This is a genomic window from Clostridium sp. CM042 (assembly GCF_055080995.1).
In genome coordinates, this window is the sequence record NZ_CM143646.1 from 1,789,613 (window position 1) to 1,815,349 (window position 25,737).

At 32.1% G+C, this 25,737-nt stretch carries 20 protein-coding genes and 1 other annotated feature; of the genes, 2 read left to right on the plus strand and 18 right to left on the minus strand.

Features of this window, described 5'->3' with window-relative positions:
* Positions 1 to 267: 267 nt before the first annotated feature.
* From asnS to ACWJJ7_RS08440, 4 genes are all read right to left on the minus strand, one after another.
* Positions 268 to 1,659, minus strand: coding sequence for an asparagine--tRNA ligase (gene asnS, locus ACWJJ7_RS08425; RefSeq protein WP_462964790.1), 1,392 nt, complete (start codon positions 1,657 to 1,659; stop codon positions 268 to 270).
* 66 nt (positions 1,660 to 1,725) lie between these two features.
* Positions 1,726 to 1,999, minus strand: a binding site (T-box leader).
* 370 nt (positions 2,000 to 2,369) lie between these two features.
* Complete coding sequence (locus ACWJJ7_RS08430; RefSeq protein ID WP_462964791.1) at positions 2,370 to 2,621, minus strand: hypothetical protein; 252 nt, start codon at positions 2,619 to 2,621, stop codon at positions 2,370 to 2,372.
* 84 nt (positions 2,622 to 2,705) lie between these two features.
* Positions 2,706 to 3,569: a YitT family protein gene (locus ACWJJ7_RS08435; RefSeq protein WP_462964792.1), complete on the minus strand. Its 864-nt coding sequence runs from the start codon at positions 3,567 to 3,569 to the stop codon at positions 2,706 to 2,708.
* 244 nt (positions 3,570 to 3,813) lie between these two features.
* Positions 3,814 to 4,563 (minus strand): MBL fold metallo-hydrolase, encoded by a 750-nt coding sequence (locus ACWJJ7_RS08440; protein WP_462964793.1) that lies wholly within the window; start codon positions 4,561 to 4,563, stop codon positions 3,814 to 3,816.
* A 184-nt stretch (positions 4,564 to 4,747) separates the two neighbouring features.
* Between ACWJJ7_RS08440 and ACWJJ7_RS08445 the strand changes: the two genes are divergently transcribed.
* On the plus strand, positions 4,748 to 5,116 hold the full coding sequence (locus ACWJJ7_RS08445) for a VOC family protein (protein WP_462964794.1): 369 nt from the start codon (positions 4,748 to 4,750) through the stop codon (positions 5,114 to 5,116).
* Positions 5,117 to 5,188: 72 nt separating this feature from the next.
* Here the strand turns inward: ACWJJ7_RS08445 and clpA are convergent, their stop codons facing one another.
* Together clpA and ACWJJ7_RS08455 are read right to left on the minus strand one after the other, a co-directional pair.
* Positions 5,189 to 7,486, minus strand: a complete 2,298-nt coding sequence (gene clpA / locus ACWJJ7_RS08450; RefSeq protein ID WP_462964795.1) for an ATP-dependent Clp protease ATP-binding subunit ClpA — start codon at positions 7,484 to 7,486, stop codon at positions 5,189 to 5,191.
* Positions 7,487 to 7,488: 2 nt separating this feature from the next.
* Positions 7,489 to 7,806, minus strand: a complete 318-nt coding sequence (locus ACWJJ7_RS08455) for an ATP-dependent Clp protease adaptor ClpS (RefSeq protein WP_462964796.1) — start codon at positions 7,804 to 7,806, stop codon at positions 7,489 to 7,491.
* A 405-nt stretch (positions 7,807 to 8,211) separates the two neighbouring features.
* On the opposite strand from ACWJJ7_RS08455, the gene ACWJJ7_RS08460 reads away from it, so the two are divergent.
* Positions 8,212 to 9,078 carry a hypothetical protein gene (locus ACWJJ7_RS08460; protein WP_462964797.1) on the plus strand — a complete coding sequence of 289 codons (867 nt, stop codon included), beginning with the start codon at positions 8,212 to 8,214 and terminating at the stop codon, positions 9,076 to 9,078.
* A gap of 128 nt (positions 9,079 to 9,206) precedes the next feature.
* Here the strand turns inward: ACWJJ7_RS08460 and ACWJJ7_RS08465 are convergent, their stop codons facing one another.
* The 12 genes from ACWJJ7_RS08465 to ygfK all read right to left on the minus strand — a co-directional run bounded on the left by ACWJJ7_RS08465 (position 9,207) and on the right by ygfK (position 25,733).
* Complete coding sequence (locus ACWJJ7_RS08465; RefSeq protein ID WP_462964798.1) at positions 9,207 to 10,358, minus strand: CsxC family protein; 1,152 nt, start codon at positions 10,356 to 10,358, stop codon at positions 9,207 to 9,209.
* A 391-nt stretch (positions 10,359 to 10,749) separates the two neighbouring features.
* Positions 10,750 to 11,541 (minus strand): CsxC family protein, encoded by a 792-nt coding sequence (locus ACWJJ7_RS08470; RefSeq protein ID WP_462964799.1) that lies wholly within the window; start codon positions 11,539 to 11,541, stop codon positions 10,750 to 10,752.
* 517 nt (positions 11,542 to 12,058) lie between these two features.
* A complete protein-coding gene (locus ACWJJ7_RS08475) occupies positions 12,059 to 12,889 on the minus strand; it encodes a CsxC family protein (RefSeq protein WP_462964800.1) in 831 nt (276 codons plus the stop codon).
* 663 nt (positions 12,890 to 13,552) lie between these two features.
* Positions 13,553 to 14,365 (minus strand): molybdate ABC transporter substrate-binding protein, encoded by an 813-nt coding sequence (gene modA / locus ACWJJ7_RS08480; protein ID WP_462964801.1) that lies wholly within the window; start codon positions 14,363 to 14,365, stop codon positions 13,553 to 13,555.
* 94 nt (positions 14,366 to 14,459) lie between these two features.
* Entirely contained in the window at positions 14,460 to 15,245 is a 786-nt protein-coding gene (locus ACWJJ7_RS08485) for an ABC transporter permease (RefSeq protein ID WP_462964802.1), read from the minus strand.
* A 52-nt stretch (positions 15,246 to 15,297) separates the two neighbouring features.
* Positions 15,298 to 16,320: a molybdopterin-binding protein gene (locus ACWJJ7_RS08490; RefSeq protein ID WP_462964803.1), complete on the minus strand. Its 1,023-nt coding sequence runs from the start codon at positions 16,318 to 16,320 to the stop codon at positions 15,298 to 15,300.
* A gap of 150 nt (positions 16,321 to 16,470) precedes the next feature.
* Positions 16,471 to 17,280, minus strand: coding sequence for a selenium-dependent molybdenum cofactor biosynthesis protein YqeB (yqeB, locus tag ACWJJ7_RS08495; RefSeq protein WP_462964804.1), 810 nt, complete (start codon positions 17,278 to 17,280; stop codon positions 16,471 to 16,473).
* Positions 17,273 to 17,869 (minus strand): molybdenum cofactor cytidylyltransferase, encoded by a 597-nt coding sequence (gene mocA / locus ACWJJ7_RS08500; protein WP_462964805.1) that lies wholly within the window; start codon positions 17,867 to 17,869, stop codon positions 17,273 to 17,275. Before mocA ends, yqeB begins: the two co-directional genes overlap by 8 nt.
* A gap of 38 nt (positions 17,870 to 17,907) precedes the next feature.
* Positions 17,908 to 18,669, minus strand: coding sequence for a selenium cofactor biosynthesis protein YqeC (gene yqeC / locus ACWJJ7_RS08505; RefSeq protein ID WP_462964806.1), 762 nt, complete (start codon positions 18,667 to 18,669; stop codon positions 17,908 to 17,910).
* Positions 18,670 to 18,785: 116 nt separating this feature from the next.
* Positions 18,786 to 21,344, minus strand: coding sequence for a selenium-dependent xanthine dehydrogenase (gene xdh, locus ACWJJ7_RS08510; protein WP_462964807.1), 2,559 nt, complete (start codon positions 21,342 to 21,344; stop codon positions 18,786 to 18,788).
* A complete protein-coding gene (hydA, locus tag ACWJJ7_RS08515; protein WP_462964808.1) occupies positions 21,337 to 22,710 on the minus strand; it encodes a dihydropyrimidinase in 1,374 nt (457 codons plus the stop codon). Before hydA ends, xdh begins: the two co-directional genes overlap by 8 nt.
* Before the next feature lie 20 nt (positions 22,711 to 22,730).
* Positions 22,731 to 25,733: a putative selenate reductase subunit YgfK gene (ygfK, locus tag ACWJJ7_RS08520; protein ID WP_462964809.1), complete on the minus strand. Its 3,003-nt coding sequence runs from the start codon at positions 25,731 to 25,733 to the stop codon at positions 22,731 to 22,733.
* Positions 25,734 to 25,737: the final 4 nt, after the last annotated feature.

Consider the following 25,737-nt stretch of genomic DNA (forward strand, 5'->3'; position numbering starts at 1 on the left):
ACATCTCTTAAATATCATCCATGGGCGTTGTTAACGCCAAATAACTTAAACATATTCCTGATGACAAGGTATGCTGCTGCTAAAAATACTGATTATAAATAAGGCATGTTTAGCCTGTTATTTTTTCAGATTTCTAAATTAAAAGCAGAAAAGCAGCTCCTATTCTACACATAAGGAGCTGCTTTTAAGTATTATAATTTACTATTAAATTATCACCTGCGAAGCTGCAATCGCTCCGCAGGTGGTCACCTTCCTTCTGAAATGTCGTTAAAACTCAGCAGACCCAGTTGTTCTTGGGAATGGAATAACGTCTCTTATGTTGCTCATACCTGTAATATACATAATAGCTCTTTCAAATCCTAGTCCAAATCCAGCATGCTTAGTTCCGCCGTATTTTCTTAGCTCTAAATACCACCAGTAATCTTCTTTATTAAGACCACATTCTTCCATTCTAGCTTCTAAAATATCTTGTCTTTCTTCTCTTTGGCTTCCACCGATAATTTCTCCTATTCCCGGTACAAGTAGGTCCATTGCTGCAACTGTCTTATTATCATCATTTATTCTCATATAAAAAGATTTTATTTCCTTTGGATAATCCGTTACAAATAATGGTTTTTTAAACACTTCTTCTGTTAAATATCTTTCATGCTCAGTTTGAAGATCGCAGCCCCAAGTTACCGGATATTGGAATTCATTTCCTGATTTTTGTAGGATATCCACAGCCTCAGTATATGTTACCTGACCAAACTCTGCATTTACAACACCATTTAATCTTTCAATTAAACCTTTATCTACAAAACTATTGAAAAACTCCATCTCTTCTGGAGCGTTTTCCATAACATAATTTATTATGTATTTCATCATGTCTTCTGCGAGTTCCATATCATCTTTTAAATCCGCAAATGCTATTTCAGGCTCTATCATCCAGAACTCAGCTGCATGTCTTCCTGTATTAGAATTTTCTGCTCTAAATGTTGGCCCAAAGGTATAAACATTTCTAAAAGCTAAAGCAAAAGCCTCTGCTGCTAACTGTCCACTTACAGTTAAGCTAGTTTCTTTACCAAAGAAATCCTTTGAATAATCAACTTTTTTATCTTCTCCTAGTGGCATGTCATTTACATCAAGAGTAGATATTCTGAACATTTCACCCGCACCTTCGCAATCGCTACCAGTAATTATTGGTGTATGGGTATATACGAATCCTCTCTTTTGAAAAAACTCATGGATAGCAAAAGCCGTTAGTGAACGCACCCTAAACACTGCTGAGAAAGCATTACTTCTTGGCCTTAAGTGTGCAATAGTTCTTAAATACTCAAAAGAATGTCTTTTCTTTTGCAATGGATAATCAGTATTTGACATCCCTTCTAAAACTATTTTAGTAGCTTTAATCTCAAATGGCTGCTTAGCTTCTGGCGTTACAACAAGTTTCCCTTCTATAGTCAAAGATGAACTTATAGGTAATTTAGCTATTTCAGCAAAATTTTCTAAGCCTTCCTCAAAAACTACCTGAATGTTTTTGAAGAAACTTCCATCATTAACTTCTATAAACCCGAACGCTTTAGAAGATCTTAAAGTTCTTATCCATCCAGAGATAGATACTACTTCATCTGCATATTTTTCTTTTTCTCTATAAATTTGTTTTACTAACAATTTTTCCATAAAATTGCCCTCCTTATAATTTTATATTTACCTTAATAATAAAAAAAGCCTTCCATCCCCTAATAATAAAGGGACGAAAGGCTATAATTTCGCTATGCCACCCAGTTTGTCATATAATATGACCAATCTAATCAGTACAGAATTATACATTCGTTGCTACGAATTATATATTTGATACTGCCCAACAGTTAACGGATTGGAACCGTCTAAGCCTACTTTCTTAAAGATTTCGGTTAGAAACTCTGAGATGTTCTTCAATATAACCCTCGTATTGGTCTTTCACCATCACCAAATCGCTACGACTACCTTTTATATCTACTCTTCTCTTCACAGTCTTTATATTTAAATATTAGTATATGTATCAATTATTTTTATATTCAATTAAAATTATAATATTTTAAATAATAAATGTCAAATATTTTTATAATCTAATTGCCATTGACGCATCTACAACAATCAATAGAGAAGTTTTTAGTTATTTTCCTAAAATTAATTAAATCATCTTCTGCGAAGCTGCAATATTGATGACTTTAGGAGGATATTTATACTTCCACTGAATTTTTATTTTTGTTATAATACGAAACTCTCTTTCCGTAATATCGTTAAAAATAGGTGCCTAAAATAATTTTCCAATCATTTTAGGCACCCCTTAAGTAAGTATTTTCTTTTAATTAAATAGAATTATAATTCTTTTTAACAAGGATATCTATTTAATCAAATTCTTCATCTTCATCTTCATCTTCATCTTCATCTTCATCTTCAACTATCTCACCAATAACTGCATCTCTCTTTGCCATTTTTCCAGTAGCCTTATTTTCAATAACGATGTTAGATTTTACACATCCATCTTCTTCATTAATGAAAGCCTTTGCTACAACATCGCCTTCTTCTAAAGATACACCCTGTGTAAGTTTCTCTGGGTGATCAAATATAATAGGTTTACTATTTAATTCGTCATTCATGTATAAGCACTTCCTTTCTAAATTTAGTCTTTGCATGAAGACTTCGAAATATACTCTGAAAATGTTTCCTATTATACTTCCTTTTTATTTAGTAAATCCTTCTCCTAATACTTCCCTTACATCTGCAACAGTTATAAATGCGTTGGCATCAATTGATTTAACAATTTTTTGAAGAGGTACTATTTCATTTTTACCCACTACTATATATAGTACCTGTTTGGGCCCATTTGTATACATTCCAGTAGCATTTATTCCTGTAACACCTCTCTCTAAATCCTTCATTAATATTTCCGCTATTTCTTTAGACTTATATGAAATAATAAATACCTCTTTAGAATAATTTATACCTTCAAGTATACCATCTATAACTTTAGTAACAATATACGTGGCTATTAACGCGTACATAGCTTTTTGAACACCAAATAGAAAAGCACCTATTAGTATTATAATTGAATCAATAGCTAATATAATTTTAGCTATTGAAATATCCTTTAAATAAACCTTTATAATATTTGCAGCTAAATCAGTTCCGCCAGTGCTAGCAGATGCTCTTAATACAAGTCCTAACCCTGTGCCAACAAGCACTCCACCAAATATACTAACCAACAAAATATCAACCTTTGGCGCTGGTATAAAGCTTGTATAAAACAGTGCAAAAGATAGATATGCTGAAGCAAACATAGATTTACCCACAAATTCTCTGCCCTTAAGTTTTCTAGCAATGATAAGCAATGGTATATTTATCACAATATTAGTAAACCATAAAGGCACTCCTATTCCATAATATTTTTCTGCGATATATTGGATAACAATAGCAATACCTGCTACTCCACCTGTTACTAATTTAAACTTTGCAAAAAACACATTTATGCCTGCTGCAAGTATTGTAGTCCCGATAATAATGTAAATATAATCTAAAACGTTTTCATTTTTAGTTTTTCTTCTCATTTAATCTACCCTACTTTCTATTTCATAATAATAAAGCTATCACAATTATCAAATTATGTAAATAGAAATTTCACTTTTAATTACAGTTTTAGTGATTTTATAAGTTTTGCATCATAACTCCATCTAAATATAAAAAGCATCACATGTAATATTAATTTAGGGGGACTAAAAAATACTGCATGTGATGCTTTTTTATTTGGTTATTTAAATTATAGACATAAATGACTATTTCTATCCATATATATTAAAAATATTTTTTATATATTATCTCTTGCCTAGGATGATTTATTTCGACTGCTTTTATGTTAATTTTTCTCATTATACTAGCAAATTCTTTAGTAATAGCTACTTCATCTCCGAAATGCATAGGTATAAGCAGTTTAGGCCTAATTTCTTCTGCAAAATATTCTCCGCCTATATAATAAAACTCTTGCAGTCTTGGATCTACAGGAAAAAAAGCTATGTCGATAGATTTTTCTTCTTTTAATTTCTCTATGTGAGTTTTAAATGAAGCCTCTGCTTCAGATTGCTCCTCTGGACTATCCTCTTTCCAGTGCCACCAATTAAGATCCCCAGCATGAAAAATAGTTAATCCATCAACTTTTACTAAAAAAGATATTCCAATATCAGTTGAACCATAAGCTTTTACATAAACGCCTTTAAATAATTTATCTTCACCTTCCTCTATAAAGCTATAATTCGATTTATTTTTATCTACTTTTATATCACTACTAAGTATATATTGTATATCACTATTATAATTTTCCCAATCCAAAATACAAGAATTAAAATGGTCCTCATGACTATGTGATGAAAACACATAAACATTTTCCATGTCTTTAATATTTTGAGGTAATAACAACGCTGACTGCTTATGGGCTTTATCATTTATTACAGGTTCTTTATAGTAATCAAATATTAAAAAATGATTTTTAGTTTTAATGGCAAACCCACTATGGTATATATAGTATATTTTTGTTTCTATCTCTTTCATATATTTTCACTCCTTCATATTTCTCTGATAGTAAAATAATATCATACATTCTATGTAAATATAAATATATTCCAAGTCGGATATTTTTATTTTCAAACTTCTATGAATAAAATTTAAGTAAGCATATAATGATTCTATGGCATATGTGATATATTAAATTTTTTAGAAAAGGTGGTTATATTAAATGAAGTTTTCTTTTGATCATAATAATATAAATGTATTGAATTTAGAAAAAAGCGTGGAATTTTATAAAAATGCTTTAGGATTTATAGAAACTAGGCGATTTCATTCATCAGATGGTAGTTTTACTCTTGTATTTTTAGGTGATGAAACAACTAATCATAAGTTAGAGCTTACTTGTCTTAAGGACAGAACGCAATCATACAATTTAGGGGAAAATGAATTCCATCTTGCTGTAGTTACAGATGATTTTGATGAAGCCTACGCATACCATAAAAAAATGGGTTGTATTTGCTATGAAAATAAATCTATGGGAATATATTTTATTATAGATCCAGATGGTTACTGGACAGAGGTTATTCCTAAAAAATAAAAATAATATAATACAACTTAACACTAATTCAAATAAAAAGATGTCGCTATTTTTATTAGCAACATCTCTTTTTTAATTTCCTTTAATAATTGTAAGTTTACCATCCACAATATCAACTGTTGCACTCCCGCCTGTGCAAAGGTCTCCAAACAGCACTTCATCTACAAAATAAGCCTTTATTTCTTTTTGGACCACTCTATTGATTTCTCTCGCGCCATACTCCTCGGAAAAACCCTTTTTACTTAACCAATCATATAAATTATCTGTAACCTTTAATTTTATATTTTTAGTTAAAAGTTTTTCTTCAAACTGTTTCATTGCCTTCTTAGCTATTTGAAGAGCCATAGCTTCATCAATTTTATTAAATGCAATTATGTTATCCAATCTATTCCTAAATTCGGGTGAGAATACTCGCTCCACTTCTTTAGTAATTACTTGCCCAGACTCCATTTTGTCTCCAAACCCAATTATATGTTTGCTAGCCTCTCTCGCTCCTGCATTAGAAGTCATTATTAAAATCACATTTCTGAAATCCGCCTTTTTACCAGTATTATCTGTTAAAGTTGCATAGTCCATAACCTGCAATAACACATTAAATATATCAGGGTGAGCTTTTTCAATCTCATCTAGAAGTAGCACGCAATAAGGATTTCTTTTAATAGCCTCAATTAGCATTCCACCCTCTTCATAACCTACATATCCCGGTGGTGCACCGATAAGCCTTGCAACAGTATGTTTTTCCTGGTATTCACTCATATCAAATCTAATAAGTGGAATAGCTAAGCTAATCGACAATTGTTTACTTATTTCTGTTTTCCCAACCCCTGTAGGACCAACAAAGAGGAGAGACGCTATTGGCTTATCTTCTTCATTAAAACCTGCCCTAGATCTCTTTATAGCCCTTACTAAAGTGTCTATAGCGTCTCTTTGCCCAAAAACTTGTTTCTTTAAATTGTTGTCTAGATTTTTCAGTATATCTATTTCATTATTTGATACACTTTGCTCTGGAATTTTTGCAATAGAAGCTACTATTTTTTCCACTGCACCCACCGTAATAATAATAGTTTCTTCATTGTCTTCAGCATAAAGCCTTGCATAAGCACCTGCTTCATCCATAATATCTATAGCCTTATCTGGAAGAAATCTGTCCTTAATGTACTTGCTAGATAATTCTACTGCTGTTTTTAAAGCTTCATCTTTGTATGTAACATTATGGTAAGTTTCGTATTTATCTTTTAACCCCATAAGAATATCGAAAGTATCCTCAATTGAAGGCTCTGGCACCTCAATTTTTTGAAATCTTCTAGCCAGTGCACTATCTTTTTCAAAATGCTTCTTATATTCATCATAAGTAGTCGATCCAATAAATCTTACTTTACCATCCGCAAGAAAGGGTTTTAAAATATTAGAAGCATCCATAGAACCTCCAGAAACTGCACCTGCTCCAACTATAGTATGGATTTCATCTATATAAACTATAGGTTTTTCTTCTTTACTAATTTCGCTTAACACTTTTTTAATACGTTCTTCAAAATCTCCTCTATACTTTGTACCTGCGAGAAGAGCGCCCATATCCAAATAATATATTCTACTCCCTTGCAATAATTTTGGCACTTTATTTTCTACAATTAATTGTGCAAGCCCCTCGGTAATAGCAGTTTTTCCTACTCCAGGTTCCCCTACATGTACCGGATTATTTTTAAGCCTCCTGCACAATACCTGTAAGGTTCTTAGCAGAATATCTTGTCTCCCTATAAGAGGATCCATCTCTCCTTTGCCCGCTTGTTCTGTTAACTCTACAGTAAAATCACTTAAAAAATTTTCATTATCATTTGGATTTTCAATTTCCTCTTCATAGGTGTATTCTATATCTTCTTCATTTTCAGTAAATCTCACCGGCTCTTCTATCTCATTATTTGTTGTAGACGCAAAATCAAAAGTATCTACTACAGAGATACCATGAGCTATATAATTAAGAAGATCTCTTCTCTTTATTTGCTGTTTACGCAAAAAATAAGAAGCAAAGCTTTCATCATCATCATACATGGCCACAATCACATCGCCTATCTTAACTATCTCTTTACCCGAAAGCATAACGTGATCTGCAGCCGTTGATAGGATGGTTTGAATTCCAATTGTTTGGATTGGCTCTGCATCTTCAACGATTTCTATATTTTCCTTTAAAAATTTTGTTATTTGTTTTTTAAGTCTTTTAACATTACCACCACTATTCTCTACTATTTCAATTCCCTCTTCAAAAAATAAAGAAGCGTAAAGAATATGTTCTGGTGTAAAATATTCATGTTTTGACATTTGAGCTTCATTAAAAGCCGCAGTAATAATCTCATTTACTATATTATCTAATTGCATAATTACTCCTCTTCTAAGGTTAGTTTCAGTGGAAAGCCACTTTCCTCACACATCTCCATAGCTTGATCAATTTTTGTTATACCTACATCATAACTATATATTCCTGCAATGCCGCTACCTTTTTTATGGACTTCAAACATGATTTTTGTGGCTTCCACAACCTGTTTTTTAAAAACTCCAACTAAAACCTGCACAACAAATTCCATGCTTGTATAATCATCATTATGAATGATTACCATGTACTTACTAGGCTTCTTAACCTTCATTTCTGTTTTTTCTTTAATACTAATTTCCTCATCAAATGTCCTTTTTTCTGACATAATTAACAACCCCACCGTTTTAATCAAAATTTATATTTATGCATCTAAAAAAAATAGCTAGCAAGCGTGCTCGTCTATTTTATTTTCTATTCTTGCTCCAATACTATTATATCCTACTTGTTTATATATTACTGCATTTACCTATACTATTTCAACTATTTTAAACTTTTATATTTCATATCTAGAATCTAAGATTACCGATGTTTAAAGTAACACTTTTTTTATTTTCCACATATTATATAATATGTCTTAGGACACAAAAAATAAGAAAAATTACGGTTGAAAAATAATCAAATTTTTCGCCCTAATGATATTTAAATACATAAGACATCTTAAAAATAAAAAGTCAGTATCTCGTCTATTTTACTTCTATGCCTAATCTCTATAATAAAGGAGTATTTTTCTATGATACCAAACAATAATTGTGACAAATTAAACTTGCTGAAATTGTCTATAATCATTACAATTTTACAAGAATCATGTTGTAATGAAAATATTAATAAAACATATAAAAAAAACTCAACAAATGTTAAGCATAAAAATAATGTAATCCCACATAATTTAAGCGTGAAAAAAAATGCAAAAGACAAAATGAATACAGAATGTATACATCCAGTGCAACAAGTAAATGTTGAAGATGATTCAGAATGTATACCTCTAGTGCAACAAATAGATGTTAAAGATGATCCAGAATATATACTTCTGGTGCAACAAGTAAATGTTAAAGATGATTCAGAATGTATACCTCCAGTGCAACAAATAGATGTTAAAGATGATTCAGAATATATACTTCCGGTGCAACAAGTAAATGTTGAAGATGATTCAAAATATATACTTCCGGTGCAACAAGTAAATGTTGAAGATGATTCAGAATATATACTTCCGGTGCAACAAGTAAATGTTGAAGATGATTCAAAATATATACTTCCGGTGCAACAAGTAAATGCTAAAGATAATTCAGAATATATACTTCCGGTGCAACAAGTAAATGTTGAAGATGATTCAGAATATATACTTCCGGTGCAACAAGTAAATGTTAAAGATGATTCAGAATATATACTTCCGGTGCAACAAGTAAATGTTGAAGATGATTCAGAATGTATACCTCTAGTGCAACAAATAGATGTTAAAGATGATTCATACTTCATATCAACACTTCCCATAATAATATCAGAAAAAAGCCACATATATTTAACTAGTAGTAAGGTACTACCTATGTATGAAAATCATGATAATAAATCTTTTATTAACATACAAAAAACAAGAACATAAGATTTACTCTTATGTTCTTGTTTTTTGTATGTTAGCATATAGGCTCATTACCAGTTAGCATTCCTTGTAGGGTAGCATAACCTCATAAAACTTTATAGAAGTTACACTCTTTAGTTATTTCATTATCGCTACTGATGTTTTTTGGGAATTTCCACATGCTGATTTTGCAATAATTTTATTGTTAGAAATAGTACTACCTTTTCAGTAATATCATGAAATCCTTGCTCTAAAGGTATTCTACACTCTTTATTTATTGGATTTTCAAGAATGTCAGATTCAACAATTTCAGCACTAACTAATTCACAGAATACTTTTTCATTAAAGAATTCAATCATTTTAAAACCTTGCTCTCGAATATCTCTTCCAGTTATATCTGCTCCGCAAGGATCGAAAACTTTAATGCTAGTTTGTAGTATTTCCACTTCATCTTGATAAGTATTTGGTTTAAATTTAGGGTAAGTGTTGAACGTGACTCTGGTAGTGCATTTAAAAGGAACTTTAACTGTAGCATGTTTAACCTTTCCGCATGATACTCCTTCATCATTATGGTCTTTAGTGATGTATTCTATATTCTTCCTAATAAAGCCATCTATAAATAGTATTCCGGTATTCGGCTTGCCATTTTCAGAATTAGGAATAAGTTCGCACTGATTTAAATATACATTTTTTTTAATGTGTTTAATTTGTAATACAACATCATCTAGCTTAAGAGAAGACTCAATAGTAATAGCTATCGTACTTTCTGTTAACACCACCGGAATTTTTACCGTTACAGCCTCCACAGTGACTTCAGAAGTATGAGGGATATTCTCACAAAGAGGTAGCATTTCAGAAGTAACCGTTGTTTTACAATTTTTAATTGTAAGCTCATCCACTTGATCTTTATAGGTTTCTTTAGATAACTCTTCTTTTTCAATGGTATTATGGTTTTCTTCTAGTAAATCTTCATTATATACATCTTCAAACCTAGTATAATTCTTATTTTCTAAGCCATCATCCTTGGATACATCTTGGTCTTTATTTTGCACATTATTTTTTAAGGAAACATACTTGAATAAATCTTGCTTTTTATCTTCTACATTATTTTCTAAGGGAATATAGTTATTGATTTCCGCAATAAAGGTTTTAAAAGAATTAAGAAAATCTTTTTCTGGATGATAATTTTTATCATATTTTCTTTTAAGTCGCTCATCATTATGTTCCTTTTTATGATGTTCTTCATCATATTTTCTCTTATGTCGATTATTATCATATTCTCTTTGATTGCGTAATCTGGACACAGCCTCTCCTCCTATTAAAAATGTTATAAATTAAAGTATTTGAAAGATATTATTACTTTTAAAACAAATCGGTAATAGGTCCTTTGGGATTAATAATATTTTTTATGAAGTTTTTCGTCGTAACTAAAATTACATTATTAATTTTATGTTGTACTTTTTTATGTTTTATTTTAACTAAGGGTAAGCTATATCTACATAATAATTCTAGTTATTTCCTTCGTATGTCCAATATTTATCTCATCCTAAAAACAGACCCAAAACCACTCTTAGTAAGCTTTGGATCTACAGCATGTAAATTAATTAATATCTAATAGAATGATTATGATATTAAATTCAGTTATCAATTTAAATTTTAGTGCTAATAACCTTATATAATTATGGTGGATATGGATTAGATTGCTGTAACTCTTACCTGCTGGTTTTGTAATACTTTTAGTGTTAAATTTACTACTATTTTCTCAGTGAGTTGTGTGAACGTTTGTTCTGTTGTAGTTTCAGTTGGATTTGTGTGAATATCAATTTCAGTAATATCTGCCTTTACTAATTCAACATAAGGTTTTTCATTAAAGAATTCTGTTAAGAAGAAATTCTGATCGCAAGGATTACGTCCAAGTACTGAATCTGCACAATTATCACAGCCTTCAAGTTTATCTGCAAAGAATTCTAGTTCACTTGGAGTAGTGTTTTCATTAAAAACAGGTGCCCTAAGGAAATTAACTCTAGTAGTGAAATTAAAAGGGACTTGAACTGTACAGTGCCTTATATCTCCACATACATTTACGCTTGTACCTACCGGACAAGTTTGAGTTGCATACTCAATATTCTTTCTAACAAAACCTGCTATAAATAATATTCCAGTGCAATTATGGCTGTCTTGAGAAAATGGAATAAGACGAGATTGAGTTAAAAATACATTTTTTTTAATACGTTTAATCTCCATGACTGTTTGGTCTAATGTGATAGTAGCCTCAACAGGAATTGTTATATTGGTCTCTGCTAGTACAACTGGGATCTTAACTACTACAGGTCCAGCATTAATAACGTCAGGCGATGAATCAATTTGTTCAGTTATTGATTCAGATTGAGTAGTAACGTTTGCACAAGGATCGCTTGGTTTATAACAATCTTCAGTAAACACATCATCTATTTGCCTTTCTTGATCTGGTTCAGAGTCAATATTCATAATAATGGAATCCTCCTTTTTATCTAACCAAATTATAAGTATAATCAGTGAATCTTGTATATATAGATTACACTAAATTTATTACATTCTGCCCTCTATTCTCCCGGTTGAAGCTTTCGTTAGCTACTCAATAAAATGTAAGATTTTTAGCATGACCTTTATAGTATATACTATACTAATTTATGGTTTTGTGTTACTGAAAAAGGGGTTAAAAAATAAAAATAAACTATTATATCCTTTGGAGATGAAATTTAAAATTGTTTTAAGACAAAAAACACCGGACTATTTTTGTCCCATTCACTTAAAAAAGCACTCCTTTTATATATTTATAATAAAAAAAGTAATTATAAAATTTAGTATATAATACTCGAGAATTATTTAATAAACAAAGAGTGAATTTTAACCATAAATATGGGATAAAATCCACTCTTAATCCAAAAATCATAATATTACTTAAATTCAGTTTCTAATTTAAATTTTATTTCTAACAACCCTATGCAGTTATGCTAGATATAGATTAGATGTCGATTGCTGTAACTCTTACCTGCTGGTTTTGTAATACTTTTAGTGTTAAATTTATCACTATTTTTTCGGTGAGTTTTGTGAACTTTTGTTCTATTGGAGTTTGGCAGTTTGAAGTTGGATTTGTGTGAATATCAATTTCAGTAACATCTGCCCTTACTAATTCAACATAAGGTTTTTCATTAAAGTATTCTGTGAAGAAGAAACTCTGATCGCAAGGATTACGTCCAATTACTGGATCTGAACAAACATCGCAGTCTTGTATTTTATCTGTAAAGAATTCTAGTTCACTTGGAGTAGTGTTTTCATTAAAAACAGGTTTCTTAAGGAAAGTAACTCTAGTAGTAAAATTAAAAGGAACTTCAACTGTACAGTGCCTTATATCGCCACATACATTTACACTTGTACCTACCGGACAAGTTTGAGTTGCATACTCTATATTTTTTCTAACAAAACCTGCTATAAATAATATCCCAGTGCCATGACGGCTGTCTTGAGAAAATGGAATAAGACGGGATTGAGTTAAAAATACATTCTTTTTAATACGTTTAATTTCCATGGCTACTTGGTCTAATGTGATAGTAGCTTCAACAGGAATTGTTATATTTGTCTCTGCTAATACAACTGGGACCTTAACTACTACAGGTCCATCTTTAATAACAATAGGTTTTACATCCATTTGTTCAGTTATTGATTCAGCTTGAGTAGTAACTGTTGCACAAGGATGACTTGGTGTACAACAAGCTGCAGTATAAGAATCATTACTCGTAATTTGATTTTCTTGATTTTCTTGATTTTCTTGATTTGATTTATAATTAATATTCATAAAAATATTATCCCCCTTATTATCTAACGAAAGTATTGGTAAATCTTGTATATATAGATTGCACTAAATCTATTACATTCTGACCTCTACTCTCCCTGTTGAATATTACGCTAGCCGATCGGTTTAATGTAAGATTTCCTGTGCAATCTTTACTGTATATACTATTACGATTTATGGTTTTGTGTTACTGAAAAATGGACAAAACCATAAATTCTATCATGATTAAATAAAAATAATATGGCAAAACTATCAAACCATCTACAAGCAATATATTGTCAATATCAACCATTTTGAAATCTTTATTTTTTTGATTATGCGCATCACAAATTCTGAGGTTTAAATTCTTTTCTTTTTTATCACCAGTCTTAATTAAGAGTAGTACATTTCCTTGTAAATCAATATTAAACAACTAATAATCCATCGAGGCTTATTCTTGTTTACATACTCCATTTTGTATGATAAAAACTTTAAAATACCGATTTCTAAATTCATTTACCAACTAATTTAAATGAATATTTATTCGTATATTTGCATGTTTTTTTATTGATAAATTAAATATAGTGCATTATAAAATGAGCAACTTAAATACCCCTTAATAACCTTATCCTATCATTAGTTAATAATTTATTCTTATATCAAATAAAAAACAGCCCTATAAACTTATTAAGGCTGCTGCTTTGCACTATTAAATCCATATTTTCGAAAAATTTCCTTACCTTCTTTACTCAATAAAAATGAAAATAAATCCTCTGCATATTTATTTTCTTCTTCATTCTTTAATTTAGAAGTCCAGTACTCTGCCTTTACATTATATTTAGGATCAATATCAATTATCTTAACTTTATCCTTCACTCCTTTGGTAATATCTGATGAATAAACAAATGCTGCATCTGCTTCTCCTATTACAACCTTATTTACTACCTGTTTTACGTTACTCTCCTCTGATACTATGTTGCTTAGTACTTTTCCCTCATATTGTGTTCCTAATTGCTGATTTAGAGAATGAATTATCTTTCTCGTGTACTCTCCAGCTGGCACCTCCTTTTGAGCTATAACAAATTTACATTTATTCTGTAAATCATCAAGCTTTTCAATCTCAGCTGGATTACTTTTTGGAACAATCAGAACCATGGAATTATGTAAAAAGGCTTCTCCTTCTGAAATATATCCTTCTTCTTTTAAGGCATCATAATGCTCTTTATTTGCTGATAGAAACAAGTCAGCTTTTATTCCCTGCTCTATCTGAACTCTTAATCTACTTGTACTGTCCAGATTCAGCGTTACTTTTACCTTAGGATTTTCTTTTTCAAATAATTTAATAATTTCTTCAAGGCTTTCTGTTAATGAAGATGCTGCTAAAACAATAATTTCTCGTTTTGAGGCTTTATCTGTCTGTTTTGCTTTGCATCCCCCGCTTAACATAATTAATAACAAAGTCATCACTATTAATATTGTTCTCACTAACTTCTTTTTCATTATTTTCCTGCCCCCCCGACTTAACAATTCTATATATCTCATTTAAAGTCAAATTCTAAATCAATCAATTTTTCTCCCGTATTGATAAATCCTCTTAATCCTTCTCAGTTCTAGTGATATATTTCAATATACCCAAAACTCCAATTGATACAATAACCAACAATACGGCCATTCCCATAGATAAGTTTAAATCCTTTTCCATTGCCGTATATATAGCTAGAGGCAGTGTCTGTGTTTTTCCTGCCAAATTTCCTGCGAATAAGATAGTCGCTCCAAACTCCGCAAGGGCTCTTGCCCAAGAAAGAATAGCACCAGTTAACAATGCATTTTTAGATAACGGGAGTGTAACATAAATAAAAATCTGAAAATACGAACCTCCCAAAACTGCTGCTGAGTTCTCTAGTTCCCTATCCACCTTTTTGAATCCAGCCCGTGCTGCTTGAATAAATATGGGCATTGCTATAAACACCTGCGCTGTAACCACAGCTATAAAAGTGAATGGTAGCTGAATACCAAATGGAGATAGATATTTTCCTATAAGTCCATTTCTCCCAAAAGTAACTAATAATAGTAAACCAGCCACTGCTGGAGGCAGTACAAGAGGCAACTGTACAATGATTTCAACAAGCCTCTTTCCCCAAAATGAGTACCTTTCCATATAATATGCTGTTGGTATACCTAATGCAATAATTATTAGTAAAGAAAGAAAAGTGCTTTTCAAGCTTATTATAAGTGCCTGTAAGACAAATGAGTCTAAAATCAACTCTAAAGATTTCTCCCATGGAAATATAAAAAGTGCAATGATAGGGCTTAATAAAAACAAAACACATATACTGCATGTTAAAGCTAAAATTACCTTGAATAATCCTTTATCCTTCATAAAAAACCTCTATTCATTATAAGTCCATGTGTCACTCTTAATTTTAAATTTATTATACTCCCTTTCCAAAGGTACAATCAGGATATCTACATTCCTCACACTCCATACAAAGTCCCCCATGACCATATGCTGCTATATCAGCAAAACTCAATTTTTCCTTTACGAGTACCCTTGGTAATACCAAATCAAATATAGTTCTCTTAGAGTACATTACACAACCCGGCAGTCCTAAGATTGGAATATTACCTTTATAAGCTAGCAAGAACATTGCGCCTGGAAGCACGGGCGATCCATATGTTACAATTTCTGCCCCTGTATTTTGAATTGCCGTAGGCGTAACATCATCTGGATCTACTGACATTCCACCGGTACAGATTACCATTTCAGCCCCCTGCTCTATCCATGCGTCTACTGCTTCTGTTATCTTATTCTCATCATCTGAAAGTATAGCTTGTCCAAGTATTTCACAACCGTATTCTTCCACCTTACTTCTTATTACAGGACCAAAAGCATCCTTTATTCTACCATGATATACTTCATTCCCTGTAGTAACAATTCCAACTTTCATTGGTGCATACGGTATGATGCTTACAATTTTCGCGTCACCGATTAAATCCTCTGCTTTTTTTATCTTATCCTCCTCAATTACAAGTGGAATAACCCTTGTTCCTGCTACCTTCTGTCCCTTTTTTACAGGATAGTTATTATGTAATGTAGCTAAAATTATCTCACCTAAGGAATTAAGTCCATATAACAATTTTGTATTAATTATAAGAAGTCCATCGTATTCTGCTATGAAATTAATTTTACCTTCTTTTACTTCGCTAAATGTAAGTCCTACTCCTGCTGTAAGGCGTCGCAATCGTTCTGCTGCATAATTTTCATGAAGGTATCCTTGTTTCTCCTCCCATACATATATGTTGTCTTTTCCTAATGAAAGCAATAATTGAATATCTTCTTCTTTAATTACATGTCCCTTTTTAAATGCTCTATCCTTTACTACTCCTGGGACAATTTGAGTAATATCATGACATAAAACGGACCCGACTGACTCTCTTACAGGTATTTTTTTCATATCAATCACCTCTAATTTATATTTTAAAATAAATTTTATTTAATCCAAACTCACCAGTATGCCCAAGAAGAATTTGTAATCCATGATGAACACTATCTAATATACACTTTAAAGATTCTCTAACTAATTCTGTCTTTTTCTTCCATAATATTAGCCCTCCTTCTGAAATGTCGCTAAATAAAGTACCGCCTCTAATACTCCACCTGCTATATTTCTTGCTTTATCAGAAATAGTATAACAATTCATTTTTTCTGACACCCTTGGATCGATATCTGCAATCTTAAATCCCTCTTTTACAGTGCTTCCACTACGTATAATTCCTCTTAATAATCCTGATATTGTTGCTTTTATTGGCATCTCTCCTATATAGGCAATAACTTCATCTTTTTCAACCACAGCACCAATATCAAGAACATTCTTAATTATTCCAGAGCAGGTTGAATGTATAACTCTTTCTTTAGAGTACCCCATGATATTTCCTGGAATCCCTGTGTTTTTAGCAGCTTGTCCATAAAAAATAAGTCTACCAAGATTATGTCCTCTAGTGGTCTCTATTACAGCATCTACATCTTTACCCGCTGTAAACCCAGGCCCAATAGCAATAGTTATATCTGCCATATTCTTTGTTGTTCCCATATTTTTCTTAGCAATAATAGCATCAACTACAATTGTAGGTTTTATTTTTTGAATATATTTACCTTCTTCATCTATAATCACTGGAATTTTTTTATTACTCCAGGCATTTTCTACTCCACTTAAAGAGCACACATGTACAGCTATAATTCCTTCTATTTCTACTTCTCTTTCATATACCGCTTCACTAAAAGAGACACTTCGTCTAATAGCAGTAGGTTTTGCTACTTCTAAAACTAATACCCTAAATCCACTTCTATACAATTTTTGAATTATGCCAGATGCTAAATCTCCTCCTCCACGTACAATCACAATATCATTAAACATACTCATTATTCTCCTCTAGTTTTAGAATATACTCATAATTTTCATTAGTATCAATATCAAATAATTTTGCACTATCATGTATTTCTACAAATTTAACTTTCTCTAAATTCTTATTTATTATTATTTTCCCACCAACATCTCCCTCTAACTGCAAAAAGTCTTCCTTAAACACATATGGAAATATTACAGGATTACCACGTCTACCCTCACACCTTGGAACAATTATATAATTTGAATTTTCTCTAAATTCGTCAATTAATTCTTTTATCGTATCTACATCTAAAAAAGGCTGATCTGCCATAAAAAACATATATCCATCTGTTTCTGTTGTGTGAATTACACCTAATTTAATAGATTCACTTATTCCTTTAACTGCATTTTCATTTTTAAAAACCTTTAAACCATTTTTATTGCCAATTTCTATTATTTCTTCTTCTCTAGCTACAATAATTACTTCTGAAAAATCACATTGTGTAATTACTTCTATAGTGCGTTCAATTAGCATTTTACCTCTATATTGTAAAAAAAGCTTATTTTTTCTCATTCTCCTTGAATAACCTGATGCTAATATTATAGCACTTATCGTCATTATATCACCTACTCTCAGCTACAACTACATAGTTCAAACTAAAATTCATTTTTCTTACAGTCTCTTCGTTTATGTAATAAAAAATATATGTCGATTTTTAAACTTCCAATAAATACTTTATTTAATAACTTTTTATTTCTTAAATTTATTTCCTTAACTAACAACCTGGCTAACATTAAATGATTGGTGTCTTCTATTTTATTCATGAATAATATTTTTTCTCCTTGCGCTACCTTGAACAACCCCTTAGGATGAAATATTAGCTTAGATAGGTGTTCAATTGTAACAGTTTGTCCCTCCTTTGCCCCAGTTATTTCACAAAATATCTTAGTTCTATGAATATTATCCTCATTAATTAGAATACCACATGACTGTATATCTATAATTCCTACAGTTTTTGTAGTTTTTCCGTATATAACTGGCTCAAATTCATTGCACCCCTTCAATTGCTTTTTCTTCGCTCCATCTGCTTCTATTAGTATATAATCAAAATGTGGTGCTAACTCATCTAATTCTTTTTTGCTTAGCCCCAATATTTTATTTTTGCCATTTACACCTAATCCTAAAATATAAATTCCATTTTTCTTCATATCAATATACCTTGTAAACATTTCTTTATCAGTACATATAAAGTCATACTTATCATCTAATGGAATGTATATCTTAGTGGTTGTGGTTACTAATATCTTATTACTTAATCTAAGTTCTTCTGCAAGTTTAAACATCATTGTTGTTTTCCCACCTGCACCTACAAAAGATATAATATCTTTTTTCTTTAGTCCAATATAATCACTTAGCATTATAATATCCCCTTAATTCAGTAGAAAGTTGAGGGTGAAGGGTGGAAAGTTAATGGTGGATTTTTCCATTCACAAAAATCCCCTTCACTCTCAACTTTCAATTCTCAACTCTCAACTTATTTTTTCTTACTATACGGTGTATTCGAAATAGGTAGCTTTGTTCTAAACTCCCCATCATAGTTATAATACGCACCAGCAACAGCAGGCGCAGTAGGTATTGAACATATCTCCCCTATTCCCTTTGCCCCATATGCAAGGTTCATATTTCCTCTACCTAATATAATAGATTCTATTTTTGGTACTTCTGTTGCTTTAAACAATCCTAGTGTTCCAAATTTTGCAGTTGGTACGCTATCCCTAAGCGGATAATCTTCTGTTAGAGCATATCCAAGACTCATAACAACACCGCCTTCAATCTGTCCCTCAATATTTTTAGGATTTATAGGAGTACCAACATCGTGAACTGCAATAACCTTCAAAAGTTTACCCTCATCATTCAAAATAACGACCTGCGTAGCATAGCCATAGGCTACATGACTTACAGGGTTTTGTTTAATTGAGCTCATTTTATCAGTTATCCCTTTAAATTCTCCATAAAATTCTTGACCATCTAAGTTTTCTAATGTTTGATATGTTAATGCATCAAGAAGTTCTCTAGCTGCTCTTTTTACTGCCTCACCTGTGAATAAGGTTTGACGGGAAGCTGTTGTATTCCCTGAATCAGGGCAAGTCAAAGTATCTGGTGCTGCATGTACCACTTTATCAGGTGACATATTAAGAGTTTCACAAACTATTTGCGTTAATATAGTCCCTAGTCCTTGTCCAATACAAGCCGCACTGGTATGAATATATACGCTACCATCTTTTATAACCAGCATGCAACGTCCAATATCAGGAATTCCAACCCCTAGTCCACTGTTTTTAATAGAACAAGCTATTCCTGCTTTAGGATTTTGCTTACATATTTCTTTCACTGCTTCCAAAGTTTCAACAATAGATGTTGATGAATCTGCAATTTGACCATTAGGAAGTACTTGACCTGGTCTAATTGCGTTTCTATATCTTATTTCAAAGGGAGTTATTGAAGCCAAATGCGCAAGCTGATTTAAATTGCTTTCTATTGCAAAACAGCTCTGCGTTACCCCAAACCCTCTAAATGCACCAGCTGGTGGATTATTTGTATATACTGCTTTTCCAATTATATCAATATTATGATAGTTATACGGTCCTGCCGCATGGGTGCATGCTCTTTGCAGCACAGGTCCACCCAGCGACGCATATGCTCCTGTATCAGCTATTATGATGGCTTTCATAGCAGTCAAATATCCATTTTCATCACAGGCAGTTGTAACCTCCATCTCCATAGCATGACGTTTGGGATGTATCATCATGCTTTCCCTTCGGCTTAATGCAACCTTCACAGGTTTGTTACATAAATAAGCAAGAATTGATGCATGGTGTTGAACGCTCATATCTTCTTTTCCACCAAAACCACCACCAACTATTTTACTTACAACTCTTACTTTACTTTGATCAAGCCCTAAAGCTTCTGCACATTCCTTTCGAGTTTGATAAATCCCTTGGTCACCGCAATATATTATTATTCCATCATTACCATCTGGCTCAGCCACTGCCGTTTCGGTTTCTAAAAAAGCATGTTCTGTAAATGGCGTGCTGTATTTATTTGTTACGCTGTATTTCGAACTTTTTATATATTTATCTGCATTCCCAAATACCATGTTTTCAGTTACTAATAAATTACCGCTTGCATGTACCTCCGGCGCATCTCCCTTCAGTGCATCTTCCGGACATGTAACCGGTGTTAATTCTTCAAAATCAATTTTAACTAAAGATTTAGCTTTTTCTAGTATTTCAGGAGTTCGGGCAGCTATTAGCACAATAGCATCTCCTATGCAGTGAGTTATCTTTCCCCTTGGTATTAATACATCCCAATCCTTTACAATATGACCAACTTTTTGGCTTCCAGGAAGCTCATCCGCTGTAATTACTAGATAAACACCTTGTAGCCTTTTAGCTTCACTAATATCTATACTTTTTACTAAGGCACGTGGATATTTAGTTCTAACCGCTCCACCGTAAATCATACCATCTATACGCATATCATCTACATATTCTGCTGTGCCAAGCACTTTGTCTACAGCATCAATTCTATTTAAATTTTCTCCTATTAAACCTTTACAAGTAGATTTAGGTACCTTTGTATTTTCTCGTAATAGTTTAGCCGCGAGCTTTACCGCTTCAATTATTTTCACATATCCCGTGCAGCGGCAGATGTTATTTTTCAAAGCATTTCTTATTCCGAACTCAGTTGGATTTTCTACCTTATCAATAAGACTCTTTGCACTTATGACCATTCCCGGAGTACAAAAACCGCACTGTACTGCTCCTGCTTCCATAAAAGCATGTCCATATACATCTTTTTCTCTATCCGTTAGGCCTTCAACCGTTATAATATTTTTATCTACAAGCTTGCTTGTTTTTAATATACATGCTTTTTTTGCCTCACCGTTTACTAAAACCATACATGTTCCACAGGCACCCTCAGAGCAACCATTTTTAACTGATGTTAAATTCAAATCTTCCCTTAAGAATGTAATTAACTTTTTATCTTCCTTAGCCCTAACTTTATTCCCATTTACAACAAAGTTAAACATTACAGCCACCCCGTTTTATATATTGCCCAAAATTCTGCTTTATAATATTTCCATTCTCCAGAATCTGTGTCCCTCTTAGAAAAACATGCTTAGCTGATCCTACAGTTCTAAATCCTTCAAAAGGTGTATAATCTACATTTTGTGTTTGATTATCTTTAGATATAATTCCTTGATTTTTTATATCCCATATAACTATATCCGCATCACTTCCAACTTGTAATGCTCCCTTTCTAGGATACATTCCAAAAATCTTTGCAATATTTTCGCTAAGCACAGAACACATTTGTTCTTTACTTATTCTACCTTTATCCACTCCATATGTATACATAAGGGTTGGCCTATGTTCAACCCCTGGTATACCATTGGGTATTTTACTGAAATCGTTTATGCCATGATCTTTTTGACCTTTAAAATTAAAACTGCAGTGATCCGTTCCAATTGTATCAATATCTTCCTCTGATAAAGCTTGCCATAATCTTTCTAAATCATCTTTTTTTCTTAAAGGTGGTGATAGAACATACTTAGCACTTTCAAAATCCTCTAACAAATATAAGCTATCTTCTAATAGCAGATATTGAGGACATGTTTCTACATATATTTTTTGTCCTCTTTTTCGCCCTTTTACTACCTCTTCTAAGGCTTCTTTTGTACTTAGATGCACAATATATATAGGTGCTCCTGCTAAATTTGCAATATCTATATATCTTGATACTGCTTCTGATTCCACAATATTAGGTCGTGATAGTGGATGGGCAGCCGGAGTCATATTTCCACTATTAAGTTGTTCTTTAATCATCGTATTTACAAGATCTCCATTTTCACAATGAACACAAAGTAAACCATTATACTTTTTCAAGCACTTTAAAAGATCATATATCTCTCCATCATTAAGACGCAAATTGTCATAGGCCATATATGCTTTAAATGATGTTATTCCCTGGTCTTTCATTTTTTTAAGTTCATCTTTTATATCTGCATTCCACTGCGTTATTGCCATATGAAAGCCATAATCGCAACTTGAAACACCTTTAGCTAAATTATTCCAATTTGTTAGTGCTTCACTTAGAGTTTCTCCTTTGTTTTGCGTTGCAAAATCCAAAATCGTTGTGGTTCCACCTACAATAGCCGCGGCAGTACCTGTTTTAAAATTATCTGCAGTTCTAGTGTATCCTGTATCTAAATCAAAGTGAGTATGAGAATCAATAAATCCTGGAAATACTAAACAACCTGCTGCATCTATAATTTGTGCTTTATCATCTTCTAAATTCTCACCAATAGAGGTAATTATTTCATCTTCAATTTTAATATCAGAAATATAGCTTTTTCTAGGAGTTACAATAGTTCCACTTTTTATAATAATTGACATTTAACCCACCTCTTCAATTTTTAAATCATATAACTATAATTCGAAATTACAGCCCAAATCATATTCTCAATGTCTTTAGATATAACTGTATTGCTTTCCTTAAGATTAACTTCTAAAACTTCGCCATCTAATCTAAGTTTTATAATTTTCTCTTCTTTATTAATTAATACAAATCCGAAGTTTTTGCTATTTTCAAAATCAACTTCTGTAGCAAATAGTGTAAATTTTTCTTTATATGGAGCGCTATTATATGGGCAGAACATTTCACAGTTTCCACACTCATTGCACATTTTATCAAGATGAATTATTTGATGCATTTTATTACCTTTTACTTTTATAGTAACATTTGCACGGTTAGGACAGACATCAACACAAGCTTCACATATTGTTGAACACTCAAGACATCTTTCACACTCTTTAGGACCGCACGTTTCCATTTTGAGTATCCCTTTTTTAGCTGTTGGTGATTCGCTATTTGTGCTTACTTTTGGCAAATTCATTGTCAAATCACAATTTTTCTCTTCTTTAACTACAGCCCTTGCAAATTTTGTTGCATCTGCTATACCCTCAACTACTGTAGCTGGTCCATGTAACCCATCTCCGGCAACATATACTTTTTCAATATTTGTTTCGAGCGTTGTTAAATCTACAATAGCTTGCGCCTTTTCATTTACTTTAATATTATTTTCTTCAAATATCTTAGTATCTATCTTCTCACCAACTGCCGATATAACAATGTCTGCTGGTATATCTACCATGCCTCCGCTTGAAACTGGTCTTCGTCTTCCACTCTCATCTGGCTCTCCAAGTTTCATAACCTCACATTTAAGAACACCGTTACTAACTTTTACAGGTGATAATAATTCCTTAAATTCTACCCCTTCTTCAATTGCTAATTGCAATTCTTGGGTATCCGCTGGCATGTATTTTTTAGTTCTACGATATACTACATATACATGTTCTACTCCATCTACTCTTTTAGCTGCTCTAGCTGCATCCATAGCAGTGTTACCGCCACCTACAACTACTACATTTTTACCAATGTTTAATTTTTTATCATTATTCTTTAATCTCTCTAGAAAATCAATTACATTGATTACATTTTCACCTTCAATATTAAGTTTACCTGGTTTCCATGCGCCAATTGCAAACAAGATATATTTATATCCTTGCTTTTTCAATTCATCTACAGAATTCTGCTCTGAATTTAATTCAACTTTAATTCCCATGCTACAAACAAGTTCAATGTCCTTTTGAATAGATTTTTTTGGTATTCTAAATTCTGGAATAACATGTTTTACTATTCCTCCTAATGAGTCTCTTTTCTCGAAAATTGTTGCATCTACTCCTTCTCTTGCAAGGAAATATGCTGCTGCAAGACCTGTAGTTCCTCCGCCAACAATTGCTACCCGTTCATTTCCTTTTTCTGTTATCTTAAGTTCCTTAATTAAACTTTCATATGCTTTTTCTGCTGCTCGTAATTTTATATTTCTTATATTAACAGATTCATCGCAGAAATTTCTGCTGCATTTGCTCATGCAAACATGGCTGCATATTGTTCCTGTAATAAATGGAAGCGGATTTTTTAGAACTATTACCTTTAGTGCTTCAAGATGTTTACCTTTGGAAACAAGACGTATATATTCTGGAATATCTTGTGATATAGGACATCCCTTCTCACATGGTGCAATAAAACAATTAACTAATGGTACTTTTTCATTTATTTTGCGATTAAGAATTGGTTTTATAGGCTTTATATGATGAATATCTTTTACTGATCTATCTTTAAGCTCTCTTAATTTTTCATTATCCATAACATACTTATTAGTATATTCTGACTTGTTTAATTTTTCAGCAATTTGTACACATCTTTGATATCCACCAACTTTTAAAAGTGTTGTTGCTATAGTTATAGGCCATATACCCGTTTCAAATATATCATTTATATTGAAAACGTCCGCACCTCCTGAATAAGAGATCTTAAGTTTTCCATCAAATTCTTTTGAAAGCTTATATGCAAGTGCTATTGAAAGAGGATATAGAGATTTTCCTGACATATACATCTCATCGCCTGGTAATTCAGCATTTTTAATCTGAGCTGGAACTGTATTCGTTAATTTAACACCAAATGACAATCCTTTTTTACTTGCCAAATCTTGTAACCCTCTAAACATAGAAGTAGCATCATTAAATTGCAAGTCCTCATTGAAGTGATGTTCATCAAATGAAACATAATCATATCCCATACTATCTAAAGTTTTACGTACAAATTTATAACCTAATAATGTGGGATTACATTTTACATAGGTGTTTAGTCCTTTTTCATTTATTAGGTATGTTGCAATGCGTTCAATTTCTTGTGATGGACATCCATGTAATGTTGATAATGTTATCGATGTACATACCTTAGGTGATATATGCTCAACATATTCTTTATCAATATTTTGGAATTTATCCATATTTCCAAAGACGTATGACCTGCATTCACTCCATATATCACTTTTAGATGCATCTTTAAGACCCATAATAAATTCACCTATTTTAGGTGAAGAAATTCCTTCAAAATCATATCCTACGCTCATATTAAAAATAAATCCATCAGGACTTCCTAGTTCAAGCTCCTTTGATAATATTTTTAGTGCAAACCACGCTTTAACATACTCCGCATATGCCTCTGGAACTCTAAGCTCAGTTGACCACTCTACGTTATAGCACTCATCTTCTGCTTTTATGCATGGCTTTGATACAGGTAAATCTTCACCGTCAAGAGTTTGTACTGTTTTTAATTCAAAAAATCTACACCCAGAAACGTATGCTGCAATTATATTTTGTGCTAGCTGTGTATGCGGACCAGCTGCTGGACCAAAAGGAGTTTCAATTTTTTCTCCAAATATTTCAAGAACCTTATTATCCTGCTTTTTGAAAAATTTGTTTACTCCAAATATCTTGACCTGCTTTTTATTTTCGTAAATTATCCACTCCATTAAGTTTTTAAATGGAATAGGCGTCATTCTATCACCCATAGGT

Excerpts from the sequence above, each read along its gene's own strand:
- asnS (WP_462964790.1), bottom strand. The coding sequence starts at position 1,659 with ATGGAAAAATTGTTAGTAAAACAAATTTATAGAGAAAAAGAAAAATAT.
- ACWJJ7_RS08430 (WP_462964791.1), bottom strand. The coding sequence starts at position 2,621 with ATGAATGACGAATTAAATAGTAAACCTATTATATTTGATCACCCAGAG.
- ACWJJ7_RS08435 (WP_462964792.1), bottom strand. The coding sequence starts at position 3,569 with ATGAGAAGAAAAACTAAAAATGAAAACGTTTTAGATTATATTTACATT.
- ACWJJ7_RS08440 (WP_462964793.1), bottom strand. The coding sequence starts at position 4,563 with ATGAAAGAGATAGAAACAAAAATATACTATATATACCATAGTGGGTTT.
- ACWJJ7_RS08445 (WP_462964794.1), top strand. The coding sequence starts at position 4,748 with ATGAAGTTTTCTTTTGATCATAATAATATAAATGTATTGAATTTAGAA.
- clpA (WP_462964795.1), bottom strand. The coding sequence starts at position 7,486 with ATGCAATTAGATAATATAGTAAATGAGATTATTACTGCGGCTTTTAAT.
- ACWJJ7_RS08455 (WP_462964796.1), bottom strand. The coding sequence starts at position 7,806 with ATGTCAGAAAAAAGGACATTTGATGAGGAAATTAGTATTAAAGAAAAA.
- ACWJJ7_RS08460 (WP_462964797.1), top strand. The coding sequence starts at position 8,212 with ATGATACCAAACAATAATTGTGACAAATTAAACTTGCTGAAATTGTCT.
- ACWJJ7_RS08470 (WP_462964799.1), bottom strand. The coding sequence starts at position 11,541 with ATGAATATTGACTCTGAACCAGATCAAGAAAGGCAAATAGATGATGTG.
- ACWJJ7_RS08475 (WP_462964800.1), bottom strand. The coding sequence starts at position 12,889 with ATGAATATTAATTATAAATCAAATCAAGAAAATCAAGAAAATCAAGAA.
- modA (WP_462964801.1), bottom strand. The coding sequence starts at position 14,365 with ATGAAAAAGAAGTTAGTGAGAACAATATTAATAGTGATGACTTTGTTA.
- ACWJJ7_RS08485 (WP_462964802.1), bottom strand. The coding sequence starts at position 15,245 with ATGAAGGATAAAGGATTATTCAAGGTAATTTTAGCTTTAACATGCAGT.
- ACWJJ7_RS08490 (WP_462964803.1), bottom strand. The coding sequence starts at position 16,320 with ATGAAAAAAATACCTGTAAGAGAGTCAGTCGGGTCCGTTTTATGTCAT.
- yqeB (WP_462964804.1), bottom strand. The coding sequence starts at position 17,280 with ATGTTTAATGATATTGTGATTGTACGTGGAGGAGGAGATTTAGCATCT.
- mocA (WP_462964805.1), bottom strand. The coding sequence starts at position 17,869 with ATGACGATAAGTGCTATAATATTAGCATCAGGTTATTCAAGGAGAATG.
- yqeC (WP_462964806.1), bottom strand. The coding sequence starts at position 18,669 with ATGCTAAGTGATTATATTGGACTAAAGAAAAAAGATATTATATCTTTT.
- xdh (WP_462964807.1), bottom strand. The coding sequence starts at position 21,344 with ATGTTTAACTTTGTTGTAAATGGGAATAAAGTTAGGGCTAAGGAAGAT.
- hydA (WP_462964808.1), bottom strand. The coding sequence starts at position 22,710 with ATGTCAATTATTATAAAAAGTGGAACTATTGTAACTCCTAGAAAAAGC.
- ygfK (WP_462964809.1), bottom strand. The coding sequence starts at position 25,733 with ATGGGTGATAGAATGACGCCTATTCCATTTAAAAACTTAATGGAGTGG.